Annotated in this window: 23 protein-coding genes; 12 read left to right on the top strand and 11 right to left on the bottom strand. The window is 73.3% G+C overall.

All coding sequences use genetic code 11. The features are described from left to right. Positions 1-13: 13 nt before the first annotated feature. The 5 genes from ACIQWX_RS34560 to ACIQWX_RS34540 form a co-directional block, all read right to left on the bottom strand. A complete protein-coding gene (locus ACIQWX_RS34560; protein WP_400880321.1) occupies positions 14-244 on the bottom strand; it encodes a hypothetical protein in 231 nt (76 codons plus the stop codon). Further along, complete coding sequence (locus tag ACIQWX_RS34555; protein ID WP_400880319.1) at positions 241-678, bottom strand: Asp23/Gls24 family envelope stress response protein; 438 nt, start codon at positions 676-678, stop codon at positions 241-243. The genes ACIQWX_RS34560 and ACIQWX_RS34555 overlap by 4 nt, the downstream gene beginning before the upstream one ends. Positions 679-767: 89 nt before the next feature. Beyond that, positions 768-1181, bottom strand: coding sequence for an Asp23/Gls24 family envelope stress response protein (locus ACIQWX_RS34550; RefSeq protein ID WP_400880316.1), 414 nt, complete (start codon positions 1179-1181; stop codon positions 768-770). Beyond that, on the bottom strand, positions 1181-1735 hold the full coding sequence (locus ACIQWX_RS34545) for an RNA polymerase sigma factor (RefSeq protein ID WP_400880313.1): 555 nt from the start codon (positions 1733-1735) through the stop codon (positions 1181-1183). The genes ACIQWX_RS34550 and ACIQWX_RS34545 overlap by 1 nt, the downstream gene beginning before the upstream one ends. Further along, a complete protein-coding gene (locus tag ACIQWX_RS34540) occupies positions 1732-2469 on the bottom strand; it encodes a pyrimidine reductase family protein (protein ID WP_400880310.1) in 738 nt (245 codons plus the stop codon). Before ACIQWX_RS34540 ends, ACIQWX_RS34545 begins: the two co-directional genes overlap by 4 nt. Positions 2470-2559: 90 nt before the next feature. Between ACIQWX_RS34540 and zapE the strand changes: the two genes are divergently transcribed. Continuing rightward, a complete protein-coding gene (zapE, locus tag ACIQWX_RS34535; RefSeq protein WP_400880307.1) occupies positions 2560-3579 on the top strand; it encodes a cell division protein ZapE in 1020 nt (339 codons plus the stop codon). Here the strand turns inward: zapE and ACIQWX_RS34530 are convergent. Beyond that, positions 3533-4084, bottom strand: coding sequence for a phosphatase PAP2 family protein (locus ACIQWX_RS34530; RefSeq protein ID WP_400881434.1), 552 nt, complete (start codon positions 4082-4084; stop codon positions 3533-3535). The two genes, zapE and ACIQWX_RS34530, sit on opposite strands and share 47 nt — an antisense overlap. A 68-nt stretch (positions 4085-4152) precedes the next feature. On the opposite strand from ACIQWX_RS34530, the gene ACIQWX_RS34525 reads away from it, so the two are divergent. Further along, the gene (locus ACIQWX_RS34525) at positions 4153-5031 is read left to right on the top strand and encodes an FAD-dependent oxidoreductase (RefSeq protein WP_400880304.1); all 879 of its coding nucleotides are present in this window, start codon (positions 4153-4155) and stop codon (positions 5029-5031) included. Here the strand turns inward: ACIQWX_RS34525 and ACIQWX_RS34520 are convergent. Together ACIQWX_RS34520 and rocD are read right to left on the bottom strand one after the other, a co-directional pair. After that, the gene (locus ACIQWX_RS34520; RefSeq protein WP_400880302.1) at positions 5018-6367 is read right to left on the bottom strand and encodes a DUF2252 domain-containing protein; all 1350 of its coding nucleotides are present in this window, start codon (positions 6365-6367) and stop codon (positions 5018-5020) included. The genes ACIQWX_RS34525 and ACIQWX_RS34520 overlap by 14 nt on opposite strands. 116 nt (positions 6368-6483) lie before the next feature. Then, a complete protein-coding gene (gene rocD / locus ACIQWX_RS34515; RefSeq protein WP_400880299.1) occupies positions 6484-7716 on the bottom strand; it encodes an ornithine--oxo-acid transaminase in 1233 nt (410 codons plus the stop codon). Between the two features lie 144 nt (positions 7717-7860). Between rocD and ACIQWX_RS34510 the strand changes: the two genes are divergently transcribed. From ACIQWX_RS34510 to ACIQWX_RS34485, 6 genes are read left to right on the top strand one after another with little or no spacing between them, the layout of a single operon-like run. Further along, the gene (locus ACIQWX_RS34510; RefSeq protein WP_400880297.1) at positions 7861-8181 is read left to right on the top strand and encodes an ArsR/SmtB family transcription factor; all 321 of its coding nucleotides are present in this window, start codon (positions 7861-7863) and stop codon (positions 8179-8181) included. Continuing rightward, the gene (locus ACIQWX_RS34505; RefSeq protein ID WP_400880295.1) at positions 8178-8645 is read left to right on the top strand and encodes an SRPBCC family protein; all 468 of its coding nucleotides are present in this window, start codon (positions 8178-8180) and stop codon (positions 8643-8645) included. The genes ACIQWX_RS34510 and ACIQWX_RS34505 overlap by 4 nt, the downstream gene beginning before the upstream one ends. 17 nt (positions 8646-8662) lie before the next feature. Then, a complete protein-coding gene (locus tag ACIQWX_RS34500; protein ID WP_400880293.1) occupies positions 8663-9514 on the top strand; it encodes a PPK2 family polyphosphate kinase in 852 nt (283 codons plus the stop codon). Between the two features lie 20 nt (positions 9515-9534). Then, the gene (locus ACIQWX_RS34495) at positions 9535-11634 is read left to right on the top strand and encodes a prolyl oligopeptidase family serine peptidase (protein WP_400880290.1); all 2100 of its coding nucleotides are present in this window, start codon (positions 9535-9537) and stop codon (positions 11632-11634) included. Beyond that, a complete protein-coding gene (locus ACIQWX_RS34490; RefSeq protein ID WP_400880287.1) occupies positions 11631-12581 on the top strand; it encodes an LLM class F420-dependent oxidoreductase in 951 nt (316 codons plus the stop codon). The genes ACIQWX_RS34495 and ACIQWX_RS34490 overlap by 4 nt, the downstream gene beginning before the upstream one ends. Before the next feature lie 57 nt (positions 12582-12638). Beyond that, positions 12639-13019, top strand: a complete 381-nt coding sequence (locus tag ACIQWX_RS34485) for a hypothetical protein (protein WP_400880284.1) — start codon at positions 12639-12641, stop codon at positions 13017-13019. On the opposite strand, the gene crcB is transcribed toward ACIQWX_RS34485, so the two are convergent. Both crcB and ACIQWX_RS34475 read right to left on the bottom strand, forming a co-directional pair. Further along, positions 13016-13390: a fluoride efflux transporter CrcB gene (crcB, locus tag ACIQWX_RS34480; protein ID WP_400880281.1), complete on the bottom strand. Its 375-nt coding sequence runs from the start codon at positions 13388-13390 to the stop codon at positions 13016-13018. The genes ACIQWX_RS34485 and crcB overlap by 4 nt on opposite strands. Continuing rightward, entirely contained in the window at positions 13387-13773 is a 387-nt protein-coding gene (locus ACIQWX_RS34475) for a fluoride efflux transporter FluC (RefSeq protein WP_400880278.1), read from the bottom strand. The genes crcB and ACIQWX_RS34475 overlap by 4 nt, the downstream gene beginning before the upstream one ends. Before the next feature lie 623 nt (positions 13774-14396). Between ACIQWX_RS34475 and ACIQWX_RS34470 the strand changes: the two genes are divergently transcribed. From ACIQWX_RS34470 to ACIQWX_RS34455, 4 genes are read left to right on the top strand one after another with little or no spacing between them, the layout of a single operon-like run. Continuing rightward, complete coding sequence (locus tag ACIQWX_RS34470) at positions 14397-15917, top strand: pyridoxal phosphate-dependent decarboxylase family protein (RefSeq protein ID WP_400881432.1); 1521 nt, start codon at positions 14397-14399, stop codon at positions 15915-15917. Beyond that, positions 15914-17191 (top strand): lysine N(6)-hydroxylase/L-ornithine N(5)-oxygenase family protein, encoded by a 1278-nt coding sequence (locus tag ACIQWX_RS34465; RefSeq protein WP_400880275.1) that lies wholly within the window; start codon positions 15914-15916, stop codon positions 17189-17191. Before ACIQWX_RS34470 ends, ACIQWX_RS34465 begins: the two co-directional genes overlap by 4 nt. Continuing rightward, positions 17188-18927 carry an IucA/IucC family protein gene (locus tag ACIQWX_RS34460; protein WP_400880272.1) on the top strand — a complete coding sequence of 580 codons (1740 nt, stop codon included), beginning with the start codon at positions 17188-17190 and terminating at the stop codon, positions 18925-18927. Before ACIQWX_RS34465 ends, ACIQWX_RS34460 begins: the two co-directional genes overlap by 4 nt. After that, the gene (locus ACIQWX_RS34455) at positions 18924-20231 is read left to right on the top strand and encodes a glutamine synthetase (RefSeq protein ID WP_400881430.1); all 1308 of its coding nucleotides are present in this window, start codon (positions 18924-18926) and stop codon (positions 20229-20231) included. The genes ACIQWX_RS34460 and ACIQWX_RS34455 overlap by 4 nt, the downstream gene beginning before the upstream one ends. A gap of 43 nt (positions 20232-20274) precedes the next feature. Here the strand turns inward: ACIQWX_RS34455 and ACIQWX_RS34450 are convergent, their stop codons facing one another. Further along, on the bottom strand, positions 20275-21663 hold the full coding sequence (locus ACIQWX_RS34450) for an FAD-binding oxidoreductase (RefSeq protein ID WP_400880269.1): 1389 nt from the start codon (positions 21661-21663) through the stop codon (positions 20275-20277). Positions 21664-21734 lie beyond the last annotated feature (71 nt).

Below are 21734 nucleotides of genomic sequence, written 5' to 3'. Positions count from 1 at the left end.
GCGGGAAGCGCGGTCACCGCACCCGGGGCGGGCGGCGGCGGAAGCGGGCGAGCAGCGCGGCGATCCCGCGCCGCCGGGCGGTGAAGCGCACCGGGGCGTCGTAGCGGGAGTCCACTTCGGACTCCCCGGCGCGGAACCGGGCCAGCCCCGCGGCGAACACCGCCGGATCGCCGCCCACGTCGGGGTGGTGGGTGCGCACGAACTCCCGGAAGGCCGCCCGGCCCGCGGGATCGGCCCCGCTCATTCCACCCGCGTCGATTCGGCTTCTTCCTCGCCGGGCAGGTGGATGTCGTTGACGGCGATGTTCACCTCGATCACCTCGAGGCCGGTGATCTGCTCGACCGCGGTGATCACGTTGCGGCGCACCGCGCGGGCGACGTCGACGATGCGCGCGCCGTACTCGACGATGACGTCGAGGTCGATCGCCGTCTGCTTTTCGCCAACCTCCACCGCCACGCCGGTGGTGCTGACCGTGCCGGAGCCGGGGATGCGTTCGCGCAGCGCGCCGATCGCGCGCGACACCCCGCCGCCGCCCAGTGCGTGCACCCCGGCGACCTCGCGGGTGGCCAGGCCGGCGACCTTCTGCACGACCAGCGAGGAGATCGTGGTGCGGCCGGCGGCGCCCTCCTCGTTGAGCGGGGTCACCGTGCCGGGGCTTTCGATCCGTTCCGGGTGCATGCGTGCGGGCTCCTCTCGCGGCGGTCTCTCGCCCGTACGATGCCCGCGGGCGCGCAAACCTCACGCAGACTCACCCGATCGGGGGAAAGTCAGTCCCGGTGGACGTCCACGACGTGCACGTTCACCGTCGCCTCGCTCCCGAGCTGGCGGGCCAGCTCCGCGGTGACGTCCCGCCGCAACGCCTCGGCGGCTTCGTCGGCGGCGACGCCGAACCGGACCGAGACGAGCACCTGCACGGCGTCGTCCTCGACCGCGACGGCCGAAACCCGCACCCCGGCCGGCGCCCGCTCGCCCGCGATCGCCGTGGCCAGCCGGGTGACGACGGTTTCGGCGACCCGCAGGTCGCCGTCGTCGCCGGGCACCTCGACGGCGGTCCGGCGGCCGCGCGCGACGGCCCGCAGCACGCGTTCGACCAGGCCGGGCGGGGTCGGCACCCGGCGTGCGGCCGCCCGGCGCACGGCGTCCCAGCGGGGGTCCCGCTCGGGGTCGGACTGCTCGGCCATCACCGCTCCCTCAACTCGGCGAGCAGCGCCACCCTGGCCCGGTGCAGCCGGGAACGCAAGGCGCCGACGTTCACGTCGAGCACTTCGGCGACCTCTTCGTAGCTCAGCCCCTCCAGCTCGCGCAGCACCAGCGGCACCCGCTGGGAGACCTCCAGCCTGCCGATCGCGCGCAGCACCGCGTCGACCTCCTCGGCCCGCACGACCCGGCCTTCGGGCCCCGGGACCGCGGCGGCGAGCAACGCGGTGTCCACAGTGGACCGGTCGGCGGGCTCGTCGAGGGAGACCGTGGGACGGCGGCGGCGCAGCAGCGCGAGCGCGCTGTTGGTGACCACGCGGTAGAGCCACGTCGAGACCGCGGATTCGTGGCGGAAGCCGGGCAGGGCGCGCCACGCGGCGAGCCACGAGTCCTGCACGACGTCCTCGGCCTCGCCCGCGCTGCCGGTGATCCGCAGCGCGACGCGGTACATCCGGGGCGTGTGCCGGCGCACGAGCGCGCCGAACGCGGCGTCGTCGCCGGCCGCGGCCTTGGCGACCAGGTCGGCGTCGTCGTTCACCCGGCGTCCCGGCGGTAGCGCAGGAGCGTGAAGCCGTCCTCGACCAGGATCGACGCCAGCGCGAGCCGGCGCGGCACGGAGACCGGCCCGGCCGCGATCCGCGACGCGCTCCCGGCGACGAGCAGCGGCGCGACCGTGAGGCACAGCTGGTCGACCAGATCGGCTTCGACGAGCTGCCCGAACAGCCGCGGCCCGCCTTCGCACGCGACGCGGCGCAACCCGCGCGCGGCGAGCAGGTCGAGCGCGCGCCGGACGTCGACTTCGGTGTCCCCGGCGCGCAGGATCTCCGCTCCGGCGGCCTCCAACGGCCAGGTTCTGGCGGTCTTCGTGGTCACCACGATCGGGGGTACGACGGTTTCGGTGAACAGCCGGGACGCGGGGTCGAGATCGGCCGTGCGCGTCACGACGGCGATCGGCGGGACGGTGTCGAACCCGAGCCGGCGCCGGCGTTCGAGGCGCTTCGGGCCCGCGACGACCCCGCGGTAGTCCTCCGCGCGGGCGGTGCCGGCGCCGACCAGGATCACGTCGGCGAGATCGCGCCCGAGCAGGAAGACCTTGCGGTCGGCGGCGTGCGAAAGGCCGGCGGAGGTCGTGTCGACCTCGACGGCGCCGTCCGCGGACGCGACGAAGTTGACCTGCACCCAGGGGCGGTCCAGGTCCGCCGGGTAGGCGTAGATCGCTTCGAGGTCGACCCCGGTCAGCTCGCCCGTCGAAGAAGGCCACACGCTCCGCACGTCCACAATCCCAGCACGGGCGTGAAGTGCGTCTCGACCGGGGGACATCGCCACCCGACGGGGTGGGGCCCGCCGTTAGGCTCTGCGACCATGCCCGCGCACCTCGCCGACCGCCGTCCCGAGCTGTCCTCCGACGAGCTGATCGGCGCGCTGGTGCCGCCGCCGCGCTTCGACGCCGTCCGGTTCGAGACGTACATCCCCAATCCGGACGAGCCGAGCCAGGCGGCCGCGGTGGAGGCGTGCTCAGCGTTCGCGGCGAAGGTGGGCGCGCGCAAGGAGAAGAAGCGCTTCAAGCTCTTCGGCGGGTCGTCCGAACCGGCCGGCCCGATGGGGCTCTACCTCGACGGCGGGTTCGGCGTCGGCAAGACCCACCTGCTCGCCTCGACGTGGCACGCGGCGCCCTCGCCCAAGGCGTACGGCACGTTCGTCGAGCTGACCCACCTGGTCGGCGCACTGGGCTTCGCCGAGGCCGTCCGGCGGCTGTCGGAGCACCGGATCCTGGCCATCGACGAGTTCGAGCTGGACGACCCCGGTGACACCACGCTGGTCACGCGGCTGCTGCAGGAGCTGATGGACGCGGGCGTGCACGTCGCGGCGACGTCGAACACGCTCCCTGAGAAGCTCGGCGAAGGCCGGTTCGCCGCCGAGGACTTCCTGCGCGAGATCCAGACGCTCTCGGCCCGCTTCGGCGTCGTGCGCGTCGACGGCCCGGACTACCGCCACCGCGGCCTGCCGGACGCGCCACCGCCGGTTTCGCCGGACGTCCTCGAAGAGTCCGTCGCGGCGCACGAAGGGTCCACTGTGGACGACTTCGACGCGGTGGTCGAGCACCTGGCTTCGCTGCACCCTTCCCGCTACGGACGGCTGCTCGACGGCGTCACCCGGGTACACCTGCGGGACATCCACCCGGCGCCGGACCAGAACGTGGCACTGCGGCTGGTCGCGTTCGCCGACCGGCTCTACGACCGCGCCATCCCGGTGGTCGTCTCGGGCGAGCCGCTGCCGTCGCTGTTCACCGAGGAGATGGTGAACGGCGGCTACCGCAAGAAGTACCTGCGCGCGGTCAGCCGGCTGACGGCGCTGGCTCGCGACGCGGCGCCGGCCAGCTGAGCAGAACCACCGCGACGGCGAACAGCGTCCCGCCGGCGACGTCGGTGAGGTAGTGGTAGCCGAGGCCGACCAGCCCGGCCGTGGCGGCGAGCAGCGCCAGCGCGCTCAGCACCACCACGACCACCTTGCGCGTGACCAGCACGAGCACCGTCAGCACCGCGACCAGGCTCACGGTGTGGCCGCTCGGGTAGACCAGGGTGTCGTTCTTCCACCGGTCGTACAGCGGTTTGAGCAGGACGGCGGTCAGCAGGATCGCCAGCAGCGGCGCCGCGAGCGCGAGCGCGGCCTCCGGCTTCCGGCCCGCGCGCAGGCACAGGACGACGCCGAGGACGCCGAGCGCGAACACGACGTACGGCTCGGTCGGGAACACCAGCACGCGCAGCACGCCGGGGCTCAGGTGCGCCGTCCAGCCGGCGGCGACGGCGTCGACCGCGCCCGGGGTCGTGCCGCCGGCGAACGGCAGTCCCAGCAGCAGCGCGAGCGGCCCGCAGACCGCGGCCGGCACCCACATCGTCCTCACCCGCGCGAGGGTAGCCGCGACGCCGTCAGGCGGCCGTCTGCCACGATGCGGGAATGCACATCACGGTGGCGGGGGCCGGGATCATCGGCCTGAGCTGCGCGTACCGGCTGGCCGGTGCGGGACACGACGTGACGGTCGTCGCGGCGGCCGGCCCGGCGGAGTCGACGTCGGCGGTGGCGGGCGGGGTGCTGTACCCGCCGATCCGCCGCCCGGACAAGCGGATCGCGCGGTGGACGGCGGAGACCCTGGACGTGCTGCGGTCGCAGGAGGCGCCCGGGGTGCGGTTCCGGCGCGGCCGGGTCCTGCTGGCGTCGGGGGAGCCGGAGCCGCAGTGGCTCCCGGCGATGATCGACCCGGTCCGCGACGGCGACCGGCTGGTGTTCACGACGGCGCTGGTCGACACGCCGGTGTACCTGGAGTGGTTGCTGGCGCAGGTGATCGCGCGGGGCGTGCGCGTCGAATACCGGCCGCTGACGTCGTTGTCGGGGCTGGGCGTGGTGGTCAACGCGGCGGGGCTGGCCGCGGGTCCGCTGGCGGGCGACGGCTCGATGGTCCCGATCGGCGGGCAGGTCGTGCACCTGGTGGACCCGGGCCTGTCCGAGTTCCTGGTGGACGAGACGGGGCCGGGCGTGACGTACGTCATCCCGCACGGCACGCACGTGGTGTGCGGCGGAACGGAGGAGCCGGGCCGCGGCGACACGATCCCGAACCCGGGCGTGACGACGGACATCGTGCGGCGCTGCCGCGAGCTGGTCCCGGCGTTGGCGGGAGCGGAGGTGCTGCGGTCGGCGGTGGGCCTGCGCCCGTTCCGGCCGGTGATCCGGCTGGAGCGGACGGGCGACGTCGTCCACTGCTACGGCCACGGCGGCTCGGGGATCACCCTGGCGTGGGGCTGCGCGGCCGACGTCGTCGAGCTGTTCAGCGCGAGCTGAAAGCGGCGTGGTCGGCTTCCGTTTGGTCGGCGTACCGGACCGCGTACGCGCCCATGGCCTCGTCCAATTCGGAGTCGTCGGCGAAGTAGCCCGCCAGGAGCTTCGGGTGCAGTGACCGCGTGTGCGCGCGGGCCAGCAGGGCGCCCGCCAGCCGGCCGTAGTCGTCCAAATGGTCCTTCTCCAGCTCCGCCGGGTCGATGTCGCCCTTGAGGTTCCGGAACTGGCGGACGATGTAAGGCACGCCGTCGATCGTGGTCCAGCCGAGCAGGATGTCCGTCTCGGCCTGCACCAGCCGGGCGCCCTCGACGATCCGGCGGCCTTCGTGGTCTGTCGCCGGCACGTCGAGGTACGGCGCCAGCGCGGGCTTCGCCGCCTGCTTCACCTGCAGGATCAGGTCTTCGTCGTCGTTGCCGTGCAGGAGGGCGACGTAGCTGCGCAGGCCCACGCTGCCCGTGCCCACCACGCGGAAGGCGACGTCGGCGACGCGGTACCGCTCGATCAGCGTCCGCCTCGACTCGCGCAGGGTGTCCACATAGGACACCAGGCCGGCGGCGACGGCTTCGGCGGTCCGGTCGTCGACGTGGGTGAGGACCGGCGGGTCCTCGACGAACCGGTGGCGCGCCAGGCCGGTCTCGTGGTCGTCGACGCGCTCGGTCCACTTCGCGGAGACCTTCGCGCTGTCGTTCTTGCGGGCCTTCTCGGCGGCGTCGGCGAAGTCGTCGATCAGCTCGTCGGCGCGGGCCTTGCTGAGGACGGAGGAGTCGGGCAGGGCGTTCCAGCTGCGCAGGAACGGTAGCTCGGCGAGCGCGCGGATGGTGCGGCGGTAGGACTTGACGGCGTCTTCGGCGGCCTCGCGGCAGCCGGACTCGCCGATGCCGCCCTCGCGCCCGGCCAGCACGAGGCTGGCGGCGAGCCGCTTGAGGTCCCACTCCCACGGACCCGGGACGGTCTCGTCGAAGTCGTTGATGTCCATCACGATCTTGCCTTCGGGCGTGCCGTAGAGCCCGAAGTTGGCGGCGTGGGCGTCGCCGCAGAGCTGGGCGGTCAGCCCGGAGTCCGGCGTACCGGCGAGGTCGGCGCCCATCAGCCCGGCGGCGCCGCGGAAGAAGGTGAACGGCGACGCGAGCATGCGTTCGCGGCGGAGTTCGGCCAGCTCGGGAAGACGCCCGGCGTTGGTGGCCTCGAAGTACTGCGTCGCGCTCGGCCGGTCTTTCGCCGCGGCCTCGTGGTCGTGCGCGGTGGCCGGGACCTTCTCCCGGAGCCGCTTCCCCTGCTCGTACAGCTCGCTCGGTGTGACGCTGTTGGTGCCCACCAGCGGGCGCTCCCCGAATCCCATACCGGGCACAACGTCCGAAGGGGACGATCTGCTCCCGGGGCGCCGGTCGTCACCCGGCCGCGTTGTGCTCCGGATGCCGCCGGGGCGGGAGGCTCACCCGGCGGCATCCGGACGTCTCAGGGGCGGATGACCTCGGCGATCGCGTCGATGCCGCGGTCCAGTTCCTCGCGCGTGATCACCAGCGGCGGCGCCACGCGCAGCGTGCGCTCGTGCGTCTCCTTGCACAGCACGCCGCGGCCGGCCAGCGCTTCCGACGCCTCGCGGCCCGACGGCCCGCCCGGGGCGATGTCGATGCCCGCCCACAGGCCGCGGCCGCGGACCTCGGACAGCCCGGCCCCGACCAAAGAGTTCAGCCGCGCGTGCAGGTGCGCGCCCAGCTCCGTCGAGCGCTGCTGGAACTCACCCGTCGCCAGGAGCTTGACCACCGCGCGGCCGATCGCGCAGGCCAGGGGGTTGCCGCCGAAGGTCGAGCCGTGCTCGCCCGGCTTCAGCACGCCCAGCACGTCGCGGCGGCCGACCACCGCGGACACCGGCATGATGCCGCCGCCGAGGGCCTTGCCCAGTGTGTACACGTCGGCGCGGACGCCTTCGTGGTCCAGCGCCAGCACCGTGCCCGTGCGGGCCAGCCCGGACTGGATCTCGTCGGCGATCAGCAGCACGCCGTGCTCGTCGCAGGCCGCGCGGACGTCGGCGAAGTAGCCCTCCGGCGGCACGATCACGCCGGCCTCGCCCTGCACCGGCTCCAGCAGCACCGCGGCGGTGCGCGGGGTGATCGCGTCGCGCAACGCGGCCGCGTCGCCGTACTTCACCGTGACGAAGCCCGGCGTGAACGGGCCGAAGTCGGCGCGCGCGGTCTCGTCGGTCGAGAACGACACGATCGTGGTCGTCCGGCCGTGGAAGTTCGAGCCGGCGACGATGATCTCGGCGGTGCCGTCCGGCACGCCCTTGACCCGGTGCGCCCACTTGCGGGCGATCTTGACCGCGGATTCGACAGCCTCGGCGCCCGAGTTCATCGGCAGCACCAGCTCGGTGCCGGTCAGCTCGGCCAGCTCGCGGCAGAACAGGCCCAGCTGGTCGTGGTGGAACGCGCGCGACGTCAGCGTGACGCGGCCGAGCTGGTCCACGGCGGCGGCGACCAGGTCCGGGTGGCGGTGGCCGAAGTTCAGGGCCGAGTAGCCGGACAGGAAGTCCAGGTAGGAGCGGCCTTCGACGTCGGTCACCGAAGCACCGGAGGCTTCGGCGACCACGACGGGCAGGGGGTGGTAGTTGTGCGTGCTCCACCGCTCGTCGAGCTCGATGAAGCTCGCGGCGGTGGGGGCGGCGGTCTCCCGGCCGGCGAACGTCGTCATGCGTTCAGGTTAAGGGCAGAAGACGCAGAGTTCAGCCGGGAATCGTTGCTTTCACCCGTCGTTCGTTGCGCAATCCGCGCCGGCGACCCCCGAAACGCTGCGCAGGCGTTGACGACCGCATTGGTAAGCCGTAACTTACCGTTCGTGGCGACTTACGGAAGCGACCAGCTGGCCGCCCTCGCCGACCCTTCGCGCCGCGCGATCTTCGAAGCGCTGCGCGACGGGCCGCGCGCGGTCGGCGAGCTGGCCGCGGACCTGCCGATCAGCCGCCCGGCCGTCTCCCAGCACCTGAAGGTGCTCAAGGCGGCGGGCCTGGTCGCCGACCGGGCCGTCGGCACCAAGCGGCTCTACCGGCTGGAACCGGCCGGGATCGCCGCCCTGCGCGCCTACCTCGACGGGATGTGGTCGGACGCGCTGAAGTCCTTCGCCGAACTGGCGGAATCCACCGAAGAGGAGCAGTCATGACCCTGGATCCGATCCGCAAGACGATCACCGTCGCCTGCTCGCGCGAGCACGCGTTCAAGACCTACACCGAGGCCTTCGACAGCTGGTGGCCGCGGCAGCACCACATCGGCGCGGGCGAGCTCGCCGAAGCCGTCCTGGAGCCGAAGCCGGGCGGGCGCTGGTACGAAAGGACCGTGGACGGCGCCGAGTGCCAGTGGGGCGAGGTGCTCGTCTGGGAGCCACCCGCCCGGGTGGTCCTGTCGTGGCGGATCGACGGCGACTGGCGGATCGACCCCGACCCGGCCAACGCCAGCGAGATCGAGGTCAGGTTCGTCGAAGAGGGACCGCGCTCGACCCGCGTCGAACTGGAGCACCGGAACTTCGAGCGGCACGGCGAAACCGGCGCCAAGGTGCGCGAAGGCGTCTCGGGCGAGGGCGGGCACGGCGCGCTGCTGAAATTGTTCGCCGAGAAAGCCGCCGCCTGAGCGGGTAGCTTCGGCGGATGGCCAAGAAGGACACAGGAAGCCGGGTCCGGGACGCGCTGCGCGTAGGCGCGGAGCTGCCGGACCCGGGCTCGACCCCCGTCGGCCCCGGCAAGAAGCCCAAGGCGCTGGCCAAGCTCGAGGGGGCGGGCGAGCGGCTCTCGACGCTGCAGGAGTCGCTCTACGCCGAGGGCGTCGGCGGCGGCACCCGCAGCCTCCTGCTCGTGCTGCAGGGCATGGACACCTCGGGCAAGGGCGGCACGGTCTCGCACGTGCTCGGCCTGGTCAACCCGATGGGCGTGCACTACGCGGCGTTCAAGAAGCCGACCGCGGCCGAGCGGCGCCACGAGTACCTGTGGCGGATCCGCAAGCAGCTGCCCGCGCCCGGGCAGATCGGCGTCTTCGACCGCTCGCACTACGAGGACATCCTCGTCCCGCGGGTGTCGGGGCTGCTCAGCGCCACCGAACGACGCCGGCGCTACACCGAGGTCAACGCCTTCGAGAAGGAGCTGACCGACGCCGGCACCACCGTGGTCAAGGTGTTCCTGCACCTCTCGCCCGAAGAGCAGCTCAAGCGGCTCAAGGCCCGGCTGGAGACCCCGGAGAAGCACTGGAAGTACAACCCGGGCGACCTCGAGGCGCGCTCGCACTGGCCCGCCTACCAGGAGGCCTACGCCGACATCTTCAAGAGGACGTCGACCGACCACGCGCCCTGGTACGTCGTGCCCGCCGACCACAAGTGGTACCGGAACTGGGCCGTCGCCGAACTGCTCCTCGAGACGCTCGCCGAGCTGGACCCGGTGCTGCCGGAGCCCGGCTTCGACGTCGACGCGGAGCTGGCGAAGCTGAAGGGCGTTGGCGTATCCGCTTGATCGTCTGAAAGAGTGCGGACGTGACCGATGTCGACGACCTCCCGTTCCTCCGCAAGCAGGCCCGGACCCAGCGCTTCACCCTCGGCGCGCCGAAGGAGTTCCGGGTCGCCCCGGACGCCTCGCGCGTGCTGTTCCTGCGCGCGGAGTCGGGCACCGACCCCCGGCACAGCCTCTGGTCGGCCGACCTGGCGACCGGCGCCGAGACGAAGCTGGTCGACGCCGCCGAGCTGCTGCCCGGCGAGGAGGAGCTGCCTGCCGAAGAACGGGCGCGCCGCGAACGCGCCCGCGAGACCGGTGGCGGCGTCGTCCACTACGGCGTGGACGCGGGCTTCACGGTCGCCGCGTTCTCGCTCTCGGGCAAGCTGTACACCTTGGACCTCGCGTCCGGCGAGGTGACGCTGCGCGTCGACGGCTCGGTGATCGACCCGCGGCCGAACCCGACCGGGACGCACGTCGCGTACGTGCGGAACCGGCGGCTGCACGTCATGGAACTGGCCACCGGCGACGACCGCGTGCTCGTCGAGGAGGACGGCGAGGACATCGCCTGGGGCCTCGCCGAGTTCATCGCGGCCGAGGAGATGGACCGCACCCGCGGCTACTGGTGGGCACCGGACGGCCGCAGCGTCCTCGCCGAGCGCTCCGACCGCGGCCCGGTGCCGCGCTGGACCATCGCCGACCCGGCCAACCCGCAGAACCCGGCCAACGTCGTCGCCTACCCGGCGGCGGGCACCACGAACGCGCTCGTCTCCCTGGCCGTCCTCGGTCTCGACGGCTCCCGCGTCGACGTCGCGCCGGGGGAGTGGGAGTATCTGGCGACGGTGCACTGGTCGGCAGGCGGCGCGCCGCTGCTCGCCGTGCAGCCGCGCGACCAGAAGCGGATGGACGTCCTCGCGCTGGACGTCGCCGACGGCTCGACGTCGGTGCTGCACACGGCGTCCGACCAGCACTGGATCGACATCGTCGGCGGCGTCCCGGCGTGGACGCCCGACGGCCGGCTGGTGGTCGAGGGCATGGTGGACGGCGACCACCGGCTGTTCGTCGGCGGCGAGGCCGTCACGCCGGCCGGGCTGCAGCTGCGCGCCGTCCTCGACGTCGGCGACGAAATCCTCTTCAGTGCGTCCGAAGAGGACCCGACGCAGATCCACGTGTTCCGGACCGACGGTGCTTCCGTGCGTCGCCTGTCCACTGTGGACGGCGTGCACCACGGCGCCGGGAACGCCGCGGTCACCGTGCTTTCGTCGTGGAGCCTCGAACACAGCGGGCCGCGGGTTTCGGTGCTGCGCGACGGCTCGCCGGTCGCGTCGATCGAGGCGTCCACTGTGGACCCGGACATCGTGCCCAACCTGACCTGGCTGACGCTGGGGGAGCGGGGGTTGCGCGCGGCGCTGCTGCTGCCGCGCGGGTACGAGCCGAGCGAGGGCAGGCTGCCGGTGCTGCTCGACCCGTACGGCGGGCCGCACGCGCAGCGCGTCCTGCAGAGCCGCAACGCCTTCCTGACGTCGCAGTGGCTGGCCGACCAGGGGTTCGCGGTGCTCGTCGCGGACGGCCGCGGCACGCCGGGCCGGGGCGCGGTGTGGGAGCGGGAGATCGCCGGGCGCCTCGCCGACGTCACCCTGCAGGACCAGGTGGACGCGCTGCAGGCGGCGGCTTCGCAGTTCCCGGAGCTGGACTCGGAACGCGTGGCGATCCGCGGCTGGTCGTACGGCGGGTACCTGTCGGCGCTGGCGGTGCTGCGGCGCCCGGACGTGTTCCACGCGGCGGTCGCGGGCGCGCCGGTCACCGACTGGTCGTTGTACGACACGCACTACACCGAGCGGTACCTGGGGAAGCCGCAGGACGAGGTGGAGAGCTACGCGCACAACTCGCTGATCGAAAGCGCGGGCGAGCTGAGCCGGGCGCTGCTGATCGTGCACGGGCTGGCCGACGACAACGTGTTCGTCGCGCACTCCCTGCGGCTGTCGTCGGCGTTGCTGGCGAAGGGGCGGCCGCACGTGTTCCTGCCACTGGCGGGCGCGACCCACATGACGCCGCAGGCCGAAGAGGTCGCGGAGAACCTGATGCGCACGCAGGTCGACTGGCTGCTGCGCGAGCTTTCCGCCGTGGACAAGGAGAACGCATGAGCCGCTGGGGCCTCACGATCCCGCTGACCGGGGTGCCGCTGACGGCACACCGGGAAATGGTCGAGCAGTTGCCGGACCTGGGCTACACCGACGCGTGGACGGCGGAGACGGCGGGCACCGACGCGTTCACGCCGCTGGTCCTGGCCTCGCAGTGGGCGCCGCAGCTGCGGCTCGGCACCGCGATCGTCCCGGTGTACACGCGTGGCCCCGGTCTGCTGGCGATGCAGGCGGCGACGGTGGCGGAGCTGGCGCCCGGCCGGTTCGTGCTGGGCATCGGCGCGTCGTCCCCGGTGATCGTCTCCCAGTGGAACGCGGCTTCGTTCGACGAGCCGTTCGCGCGCTCGCGGGACACGCTGCGGTTCCTGCGGACGGCGCTGGCGGGGGAGAAGGTCAGCGAGAAGTACGACACGTTCGCGGTCTCGAAGTTCCGGCTGGAGCGGCCGGCCGACCCGCCGCCGTCGATCATGCTGGCGGCGTTGCGCCCGGGCATGCTCCGCTTGGCGGCCCGCGAGGCGGACGGCGCGATCACCAACTGGCTGGCGGCATCGGACGTCCCGAAGGTGCGCTCGGTGGTGGGCCCGGACGTCGAGCTGGCGGCCCGCATCTTCGTCTGCCCGACGGAGGACGCCGAGGCAGCGCGCGGCTTGGGGCGGATGCTGATTTCGAGCTACCTGACGGTCCCGGTGTACGCGGCGTTCCACGAGTGGCTGGGCCGAGGTGAGGCGCTGGCGCCGATGCACGAAGCCTGGGCGGCCGGCGACCGGCAGAAGGCGAACCAGGTGATCCCGGATTCGGTCGTGGACGAGCTGGTGATCCACGGGAGCGTGGAGTCGTGCCGGGAGCAGGTGCAGTCCTATGTGGACAACGGGTTGACGACGCCGATCATCGCGTTGCTGCCGACCGGCGGGGATCCGTTCGAGCAGGTGCGCGGACTGGCGCCGCGCTGATATTTCGTTGCCTCCCTCCGGTGTCCGGGTGTTTCCTGGGCGCCGGAGGAGGGACGGATGAAACGGAAGTCGCCGCAGGAGAAGAAGCGGCTCAGCTATCTGAAGGACCGCCGCGACGACTACGGCGAGAACGCCAAGTCGACGCGCAAGAACCTGCCGCGCAGCAAGGCGTTCGCCCGCCGCGCGAATCGGGCGCGGGAGAGCCTCGCGCTGCGCGCGGCGACCGGGGTGCCCGACGAGGTCCGCGCCGAGGCGGCCGAGCTGCGGCTGTTGGGTAGACGCCGCCGGGTGAAGCGCAAGGAGGCCGACACGACGTTGGCCGAGTACGTGGAGTGGAAGCTCGAGCACCGCGCGGCCCGCGAAGACGGCCAGGCGAGGCGCCTGGACGAGGCGCTCGGCCGCGTGCAGCGGCGGCTGGGGCGGCGGGACCGCGGTTAGGCGAAGACCGCGGTGGCGAAGAGCAACCCCAGCGTCCCCGAAACCAGCCCCGCGACCACCGTCACCAGTACGTTCAGCACCGCGTACCGCCGCGCCTTCTCCGAGAACAGCCGCACGGTCTCGTAGCCGAACGTCGAGAACGTCGTCAACCCGCCGCAGAAGCCCACCGCCACCAACGCGCGCACTGACGACGGCTCCGCGCCGCGCAGGAGCCAGCCGCTCAGGAACCCGAGGATGAACGAGCCCACGACGTTCACCGTCAGCGTCCCGAACGGGAACGGCGACTTCCGCCACGCCTGCACCCGGAGGTCGGTCAGGTAACGCAGGATCGACCCCGCCGCGCTGCCGAGGGCGACCAGGAGCACGGTCACTTCCGCACCGCGCGGGTCGCCGTCAGGGCGGCCGTCACCGCCGCCAGGCACAGCGCCACCGACGCCAGCACGTATAGCGCGGAACCGAGGATCCGCCCGGTCGTCGCCGCGTCGAGGGTGTCGGTCACGAACGTCGAGAACGTCGTGAAGCCGCCGAGGATGCCGACGCCGAGGAACGGCCGGAGCAGGGGGTGGGGGTGCGCGGTGGTGGCGAGCAGCGCCATCAGGACGCCGATGAGCAGGCAGCCGAGGACGTTGGTGAGCAGCGTCGCGACGGCGAACTCGCCGCGGGCGTGCGGGATCGCCGCGGACAGGCCGTAGCGGGCGAGGCTGCCCAGCGCGCCGCCGGCGCCGATGGCCGCCAGGACGTCCCACCGGGGCACGCGATCACCTCCTCGCGGTGAACCTACTCCCGATGGCCGACGCGTCCCCGCCACCCGGTCGAGCATCCTGGGACGGGGCCGGGTGACAGGCAGCCGTCGGTCGCCGTACTGTTGCTCAGCGTAGGCAAGGCAACCCTAAGGAAGGCGGGTACATGCGCGGAGACGGGCTGGCCGGCGGCAACGGCGGCGCGCAACGGCTCGGCGAGCTGATCCCGGCGGCCCTGCGCGGAATGGCGGCGGGAGTGGCGGAACGCGGAGGCCCCATCCCGGCCGGCGGCCCGGCAGCGGTAGCGGCGGCACTGGTCGCGGAGGGTGGCGAGCGAGCGGCCGGCCGAGGCGGTCCGGACCCGGCCACCGAACGCGATCGCCGGGCGGTTGACGCCGCAGCCGAGCAGGCTGCGGGGGCCGGCCCGACCGCCGCCGAGACCGCCTCGGCGCAGACTGCGAGGCGCGGCGAGGCCGGCCCGGCCTTGGCTGCCGCGCCTGCTCCCGAGCGCGCGCCCGGGGTGCCGGGTGCCGGATCTTCGCCGCTTTCGCCGGTTGAGCGCGGTGGCCCGAGCCCCGCTGATGCCGCCGCTCGGAGTGTTGCAGGCGGACCGGTGGCCGAGCAGCGCGCGCCCGGGGTGCCGGGTGCCGGATCTTCGCCGCTTTCGCCGGTTGAGCGCGGTGGCCCGAGCCCCGCTGATGCCGCCGCTCGGAGTGTTGCAGGCGGACCGGTGGCCGAGCAGCGCGCGCCCGGGGTGCTGGGCGCCGGATCTTCGCCGCTTTCGCCGGCCGAGCGCGGTGGCCCAAACCCCGCCGATGCCGCGGCTCCGAGCGTCGCAGGAGCACCGGCGGCCGAGCGCCGTGAGCGGGTACCGACCGAACCCGCGCCCCTCCCACCAGCCCTTCCCCGCCACGGCGTCGGTGCCGAAGCCGCCCTCGAGGAACTCAGCCGTCTTCTCGCCGCCGGGTCCGCCGATCCCGCCGATCCCTCCTGTGCCGCCCACCTGCACTGCCCGCCCCTCGCCGTGGCCGTGGCCGCCGATGTCGTCGCCAGTGCCCTCAACCCCTCCATGGACTCCTGGGACCAGGCTCCCGTCGCGAGCGAACTCGAGCGCGAATTCACCACCGGGATCGCCCGGTTGTGCTACCCCACCGCCGGTACCCCCGACGCCGTCGTCACCACCGGGGGCACCGAATCGAACCTGCTCGGCCTGCTCCTGGCCCGCGAAACCGGCGTCCTCCAGAGTGTCTGCGGCGCCAACGCCCACCACAGCGTCGCCCGCGCGGCCTGGCTGCTCGGCCTGCCCGCGCCGATCGTCGTCCCGTGCGAAGGCGATCGCATGCTCCCCGCCGCCCTCGCCGAGGTCGCCGGGCCCGGCACCGTCGTCGTCGCCACCGCCGGGACCACCAACACCGGGACCCTCGACCCGCTGCCCGAAATCGCCGAGATCTGCCGCCGGCAGAACGCCCGGCTGCACGTCGACGCGGCCTACGGCGGCACCGCCCTGTGCAGTGACGTGCTCAAGCACAAGCTCGCCGGGCTCGAACTCGCCGACTCCGTCGCCCTCGACCTGCACAAGTTCGGGTGGCAGCCGGTCGCGGCCGGGCTCTTCGCCGCCCGCGAGGCCGGTGACCTCGCCGCCCTGACCGTCCGGGCCGAGTACCTCAACGCCGACGACGACACCGAGGCCGGCCTGCCGGACCTGCTCGGCCGCTCGATCCGGACCTCGCGCCGGCCGGACGCCTTCCGGATGGCCGTCACCCTGCGCGCGCTCGGCACCGACGGCCTCGGCGCGCTCGTCGAACGCTGCTGCGCCACCGCGGCCGAAGTCGCCGAACGCGTCGAACAGCACCCCGGCCTGCGCCTCTGGGGCCGGCCCGAGCTGTCGACCGTCGTGCTGCGGCCCGTCGCCGCCGACGAGACCGGCGACGACGAGCTCGTCGCCCGCGTCCGCCGCGCGCTCCTGGAAGCGGGCACCGCCGTCATCGGCCGCGCCGCGCTCCCGACCGGGCCCGCCGGCGAGAACCAGCTCTGGCTCAAGCTGACGCTGCTGCACCCGCACACCACCGCCGAGGACTACCGCCCGCTGCTCGACCGGATCGTCGCCACGGCGTCCGCGGAGCTCGTCGCCGCCCGGGAAAGCCCGGTCGCTTCGTGAGGCGCCACCACCTCGCGGGCGTCGGCATCGGGCCCTTCAACCTCTCGCTCGCGGCGCTGGCCGCCCCGGTCGACGGCCTGGACGCCGTGTTCTTCGACGCCCGCCCCGAGTTCCGCTGGCACCCCGGCCTGCTCGTCGACGGCGCGACGCTGCAGGTGCCGTTCCTCGCCGACCTGGTGACGCTGGTCGACCCGACCAGCCCGTTCTCGTTCCTCAACTACCTGCGCGACCGCGGCCGGCTGCTGCCGTTCTACTTCGCCGAACGCTTCCACATGCCACGCGTGGAATACGACGACTACGGCCGGTGGGCCGCGAACCGGCTGCCGTCGTGCCGGTTCGGCCACGAGGTCACCGGCATCCGCTGGGCCGGCGACGCCTTCGAGCTGACGATCGCCGGGGCCGAGCCGGTGCTGGCGGACAACGTCGTGCTCGGCGTCGGCTCGGTGCCGTCGGTGCCGGAGCCCCTGACGGACCTCGTCGACGACCCGGCGATCCTGGCCCTGCACTCGGCCGACTACCTGTCGCGCCGGGAAGAGCTCCTCGCCGCCGAGAGCGTCACCGTCGTCGGCTCCGGGCAGTCCGGTGCCGAAGTGGTCCTCGACCTGCTGCGCTCCCGGTCCACTGTGGACGGCGTACGCTGGCTCGCGCGGACGCCGGCGTTCGCGCCGATGGAGTACTCGAAGCTCGGGCTGGAACAGTTCACCCCGGACTACACCGCGTACTTCCACGGCCTGCCCGAAGCGGTCCGCGACCGCCTGCTGCCCGCGCAATGGCAGCTGTACAAGGGGATCGACACCGAGACGATCGGCGCGATCCACGACGAGCTGTACCGCCGCAGCATCGCCGGGCCCCCGGGCGCGGTGCTCACACCCGGGGTCGAGGTGGTCACGGCGTCCACTGTGGACGACCGGATCGAGCTGGGGCTCCGGCACGCCCAGCAAGGTCGCAGTGGCACCCTGCGCACCGCCGCCGTCGTGGCCGCCACCGGTTACGCCGAGACGCCGACCGGGCCGCTGCTGGCCGGGCTCGGCGACGCCGTGCACCGCGACGCGCGCGGCCGCCTCGCGGTCGGCGCTGATTACCGCGTCGCCCTGGACGTGCCCGGCGCGCTGTTCGTGCAGAACGCCGAACGGCACACCCACGGCCCCGGCGCGCCCGACCTCGGCCTCGGGGCCTGGCGGGCGGCCGTGATCCTCAACGCCGTGTGCGGCAAGACCGTGCACGACCTGCCCGACCGCACCGCCTTCACCACGTTCGGCCTGGAGGAGAAGTGACCCTCGACGAAGCGGCCGCCTGGCGCGCGGCCGGTGCCCTGATCGTGCACAAGATGCTCGGCGAGCTGTCCTACGAGCACATGCTGGAGCCGGTCGCCGACGGCGACGGGTACCGGCTGGAGCTGCCCGGCGACGTCGTCTACACGTTCCAGGCCCGACGCGGCGCCTTCGACGCGTGGACGGTCGTGCCGGGCAGTGCGCGGCGGTCCGGCGAGCCGGCCACCGACCCGCGCACGCTCGTCGTCGACGCACGGGAACTGCTGGGGCTCGGCGGGTTGCGCCTGGCCGACGTCCTGGCCGAGCTGACCGCGACGGTCGCCAACGAAGCGTCCCGCCTGCGTCGCGCCCCGACCGCCGCCGAGCTGTCCACTATGGACTACAATGTGGCCGACGGGCACCTGACCGGCCATCCGCGGCTGGTGCTCAACAAGGGCCGCGTCGGCTTCTCCGCGCGCGACCGCGCGAGCTACGCGCCGGAAGCGGGCGCCGACGTCCGGTTGCGCTGGTTCGCCGTCCACCCGGACCACGCCGAGTTCCGCTGCGTCGACGAGCTGAGCCGGGACGCGCTGCTCGACGCCGAACTCGGTGCGCAGCGGGCGGAATTCGCGGCGCGAGCACCCGAGGACTACGTCTGGGTGCCGGTTCACCCTTGGCAGGCCGACGAAATCGTCGGCACGCTCTACGCCGCCGAACTCGCCACCGGGGTCGTGATCGATCTGGGGGAGAGCGCCGACGCCTACCGTCCACACCAGACGGTCCGGACGCTGGCCAACGTGAGCGCGCCGCACCGGCACGACGTCAAAACCGCCGTGTCGGTGCGGAACACGCTGGTTTACCGGGGGTTGAACTCGGCGGCGACGCTCGCCGGGCCGTCGGTGACGTCGTGGCTGCGCCGGATCAGCGCCGTCGATCCGCTGCTGAGCGAGAAGTACCGGTTCGGGCTGCTCGGCGAGGTCGCGAGCGTGTCGGTGCAGCACCCGCTGTTCGGGCACCTGGAGGAGCTGCCGTACCGGTTCCACGAGACGCTGGGCGCGTTGTGGCGTGAGCCGCTGGTCGCGCAGCTGGCCGACGGCGAGCGCGCGATTTCGTTCGCCGCACTGCCTTATCGCGGCCCCGACGGCGTCTCGGTGCTGGCGCACCTGATCGGCGGCGGCGACGCGGAAGCGTGGCTCACCCGGCTTTTCGACCTGCTCCTCACGCCGTTGCTGCAGTGGCTGCTGCGCCACGGCGTCGGGTTCTGCCCGCACGGCCAGAACCTCGTCCTGGTCGTCGACGCCGCCGGGTTCCCGCAGCGGGTGCTGATCAAGGACTTCGCCCAGGGCGTCGACCTGCTCGACGAGCAGCTCGAGAGCTACGAGTCGCTCCCGCCGGAAGCGGCCGCGGACATGCTGCGCTGGCCCGCGCACCTGCTGGCGCAGTCGCTGTTCAGCTCGGTGTTCTCCGGGCAGTTCCGGTTCTGGGCCGAGGTCCTGCTCGACGAGCTGGGCCTGCCGCGGGCGCGGTTCTGGGCGCCGGTGCGGGAGGTCGCCGGCCGCTACCGCGAGGAGAACCCGGACGTGGCTGCCCGCTTCGACGCCTGCCGGCTGTTCGCGCCGGACGTCGAGCGCGTCACGCTGAACCGGGAGCACCTCGCCGGCCAGGGTTTCGACAAGGTGGAGCGCGACGACGAGTTCGACGTCCGCTGGGGCCGGGTGCCGAACCCCTTGCACGCCCCGGATCCCGGCGGCGCGTGGTGACGGCGTTCGCCCGGCCGGCCGGCCCGCGGTCGCTGGCCACCCGGCGCGCGGCGGCCGCGGCGGGAACCGAGGTGCTGCGCGGCCTCCTGGCCGAGGACGACACGCGGCTGCTCCTGCTGGTGCCCGACCCGCACGCGCGGTTCGCGGCGGTCGAGCTGGCCGCGCCGTTCGCGGCTTCGGTCCTCGACGACGGCTACGGCGTCTGCAGCTACGTGTTCGCGTGGACGCCGTCGCGCGATCCGCTCCCGGAGTCCGGCGTGCTCGGCGGGTATCTCGACGGCTTCGGCGATCTCCGTGTGCGCCCGGACGCGGCGACCGCGATCCCGTTGGGCGACCGGACGTGGGCGGTGGTCTGCGACGCGGAGTGGCCGTCGGGTCAGGCCGCGGAACTGGCCCCGCGCGAGGTGCTGCGCGGCCAGCTCACGGCGTTGGAGGGGCTGGGACTGGTGCCGTCGGTGGGCATCGAGCACGAGGTGGTGTTCCTCGACGCCGCCGGGAAACCCCTGACGTCCCACGGGGTCGACTACGCGGTCGGCGGCACTTCGCGGTTGGCGCCGCTGCTGTCCGAGGTGCGGACGGCGTTGCACGAGGCGGGACTCGGCGTCGAGTCGGCGCGCGCGGAGTGCCACCCGGGCCAGTACGAGGTGGTGCTGCGCCACCGCGACGCGTTGGCCGCGTGCGACGACGTGCTGCTGCAGCAGCTGCTCGTCCGCCGGGCCGCCGCCCGCCACGACGTCACGGCGTCCTACCTCGCGGCTCCCTTCCCGGGGCAAGGGAACTCGGGACACGTGCACCTGTCCTTGTCCACAGTGGACGGCTCGCCGCCGGACCTGCTGGGCGGCTTCCTGGCGGGAGTTCTCCGCGACGCGCGGGCGCTGACGGCGGTGTGGGCCCCGACGTGGAACAGCTACGTCCGGCTGCGGACCGCGCCGTTCTCCCCGCGCGAGGTGCGCTGGGGCCACGACGACCGGACGGCGTCGGTACGGGTGGCCGGACCGCCGTCGGAGCCCCGGCTGGAGTTCCGCTTCCCCGGCGCGGACACCCAGCCGCACCTGGTCGTCGCGGCGTTGCTGGCGGCGGGGCGGTTCGGGCTGGAGGAGGGGTTGACGCCGCCGGAACCCGGGGCTCCCGCGGGGACCTTGGCCGGTTCGCCGTGGGAGGCGCTGGCGTCGATGGACCGGGTGGGCGAACTGCTGGGCCCGGACGTCGCGGCCCAGCTGACGGCTTTGCTGACGGAGGAGATCGAGTCCGGTTTGGACACGGTGACGGACTGGCAGCGCGAACGCGGAGCACTGCGGTCCTGATCCGGGGCTGACGGCCCCCCCTCCGGCCGTCAGCCCCGAAGTTTCACGCCGGGCGGATGTTCTGGTTGACGTGGAACGCGTTGTCCGGGTCGTACCGCCGCTTCACCGCCGCCAGCCGGTCGTAGTTCGCGCCGTAGGACGCGCGAACCCGGTCCTGGCCCTCCTCCATCATGAAGTTGACGTACGCGCCGCCCGCCGACGTCGGGTGCAGGTCCTCCCAATACTCGCGCGTCCACTCGGAAATCGCCTCGGCCTGCGAAGGCGATGGGTCCACCCCGACGATCACGCCCGACCAGCCGCCGGAGCGGTGCGGGAACGCCGTCGCGTCGGGGGCGACCCGGCTCGCCGCGCCGTCGATCGGGTACAGGTGCATCGACGAGTGCATCGTCGGCAGGTCCGCGCCGTGCTTGAGGTGGACCTCGATCGCCGCGTCGGAGATCTCGTGGAACACGTCCGCCCGCCAGTACCACTGCAGGCCGGCCGGGTACAGCGCGTCGAACGCCCCCTGCAACGCCGTGTACGGCAGGTCGTGCAGCCCCACCAGCAACGGCGACCCGAACGACCGGACCGGCGCCAGCACTTCGTCCGCCTTGTCGTGCGCGCCCGTGTAGCACCAGACGATGCCGCACGCCTTGCGGCCCCACAGCTGCTCCGGGAACGGCGGCGCCGGCGGGATCGTCAGCAGGCCGAACCAGCCGTTCAGCTCCTCCGGCAGCGACGGCAGCAGGTCGCGGTACCAGCGCAGCACGTCGGGCGTGTCGGCCAGGTCGTACAGCACCGGCCCGCCGATCACCACGCCGCGCTCGCCGATGTCGTGGCAGCGGAACGTGAACGACGTGACGACGCCGAAGTTGCCGCCCCCGCCGCGCAGGGCCCAGAACAGGTCGGGGTGCGACGACTCCGAAGCGTGCACGAACGAGCCGTCCGCGAGCACGACGTCCGCGCCCAGCAGGTTGTCGACCGTCAGGCCGAAGCGGCGGGCCAGGTAGCCGATGCCGCCGCCGAGCGTCAGGCCCGCGACGCCGGTGGACCCGACGATGCCCGACGGCGTCGCCATCCCGAACGCGACCGTCGCGTGGTCGACGTCGCCCCACGTGCACCCGGCGTCGGCGCGGACCGTGTGGTTCACCGGGTCGACCGTCGTGCTGCGCAGGCCGGACAGGTCGATGACCAGCGCGCCGTCGGCGACGCCGAGGCCGCCCGCGTTGTGGCCGCCGCCGCGGATGGCGAGGTCCAGGCCCCGTTCGCGCCCGTAGCGGACACAGGTGACGACGTCGGCGGCGTCGCGGCAGTAGGCGATCGCCGCCGGCCGCTTGTCGATCATGGCGTTGTAGACCGCGCGGGCTTCGTCGTAGCCCGGGTCGGCCGGCGTGACGAGGTTGCCGCGCAGCGCGGTGGCCAGTTCCTCGTGCGGCAGAGCGGTGGTGGTCATGGTGCCCCTCTCGGATTTCCCGTACCGGGGGCAACGTAGGCAGCGGGCGTTCGCGCAGCGTTCGGTCCGTT

It is taken from the genome of Amycolatopsis sp. NPDC098790 (assembly GCF_044759945.1).
In the GTDB taxonomy this organism is placed as follows: Bacteria; Actinomycetota; Actinomycetes; order Mycobacteriales; family Pseudonocardiaceae; genus Amycolatopsis.
Note: the sequence above shows the minus strand (reverse complement) of the source record. Positions and strands in the feature narration are given on the sequence as shown.

Coding starts and splice junctions, on each gene's coding strand:
- ACIQWX_RS34550 (WP_400880316.1), bottom strand. CDS start 1,181: ATGGCCGAGCAGTCCGACCCCGAGCGGGACCCCCGCTGGGACGCCGTG.
- ACIQWX_RS34485 (WP_400880284.1), top strand. CDS start 12,639: ATGAAACGGAAGTCGCCGCAGGAGAAGAAGCGGCTCAGCTATCTGAAG.
- zapE (WP_400880307.1), top strand. CDS start 2,560: ATGCCCGCGCACCTCGCCGACCGCCGTCCCGAGCTGTCCTCCGACGAG.
- ACIQWX_RS34450 (WP_400880269.1), bottom strand. CDS start 21,663: ATGACCACCACCGCTCTGCCGCACGAGGAACTGGCCACCGCGCTGCGC.
- ACIQWX_RS34525 (WP_400880304.1), top strand. CDS start 4,153: ATGCACATCACGGTGGCGGGGGCCGGGATCATCGGCCTGAGCTGCGCG.
- ACIQWX_RS34505 (WP_400880295.1), top strand. CDS start 8,178: ATGACCCTGGATCCGATCCGCAAGACGATCACCGTCGCCTGCTCGCGC.
- ACIQWX_RS34560 (WP_400880321.1), bottom strand. CDS start 244: ATGAGCGGGGCCGATCCCGCGGGCCGGGCGGCCTTCCGGGAGTTCGTG.
- ACIQWX_RS34490 (WP_400880287.1), top strand. CDS start 11,631: ATGAGCCGCTGGGGCCTCACGATCCCGCTGACCGGGGTGCCGCTGACG.
- ACIQWX_RS34520 (WP_400880302.1), bottom strand. CDS start 6,367: ATGGGATTCGGGGAGCGCCCGCTGGTGGGCACCAACAGCGTCACACCG.
- ACIQWX_RS34555 (WP_400880319.1), bottom strand. CDS start 678: ATGCACCCGGAACGGATCGAAAGCCCCGGCACGGTGACCCCGCTCAAC.
- ACIQWX_RS34500 (WP_400880293.1), top strand. CDS start 8,663: ATGGCCAAGAAGGACACAGGAAGCCGGGTCCGGGACGCGCTGCGCGTA.
- rocD (WP_400880299.1), bottom strand. CDS start 7,716: ATGACGACGTTCGCCGGCCGGGAGACCGCCGCCCCCACCGCCGCGAGC.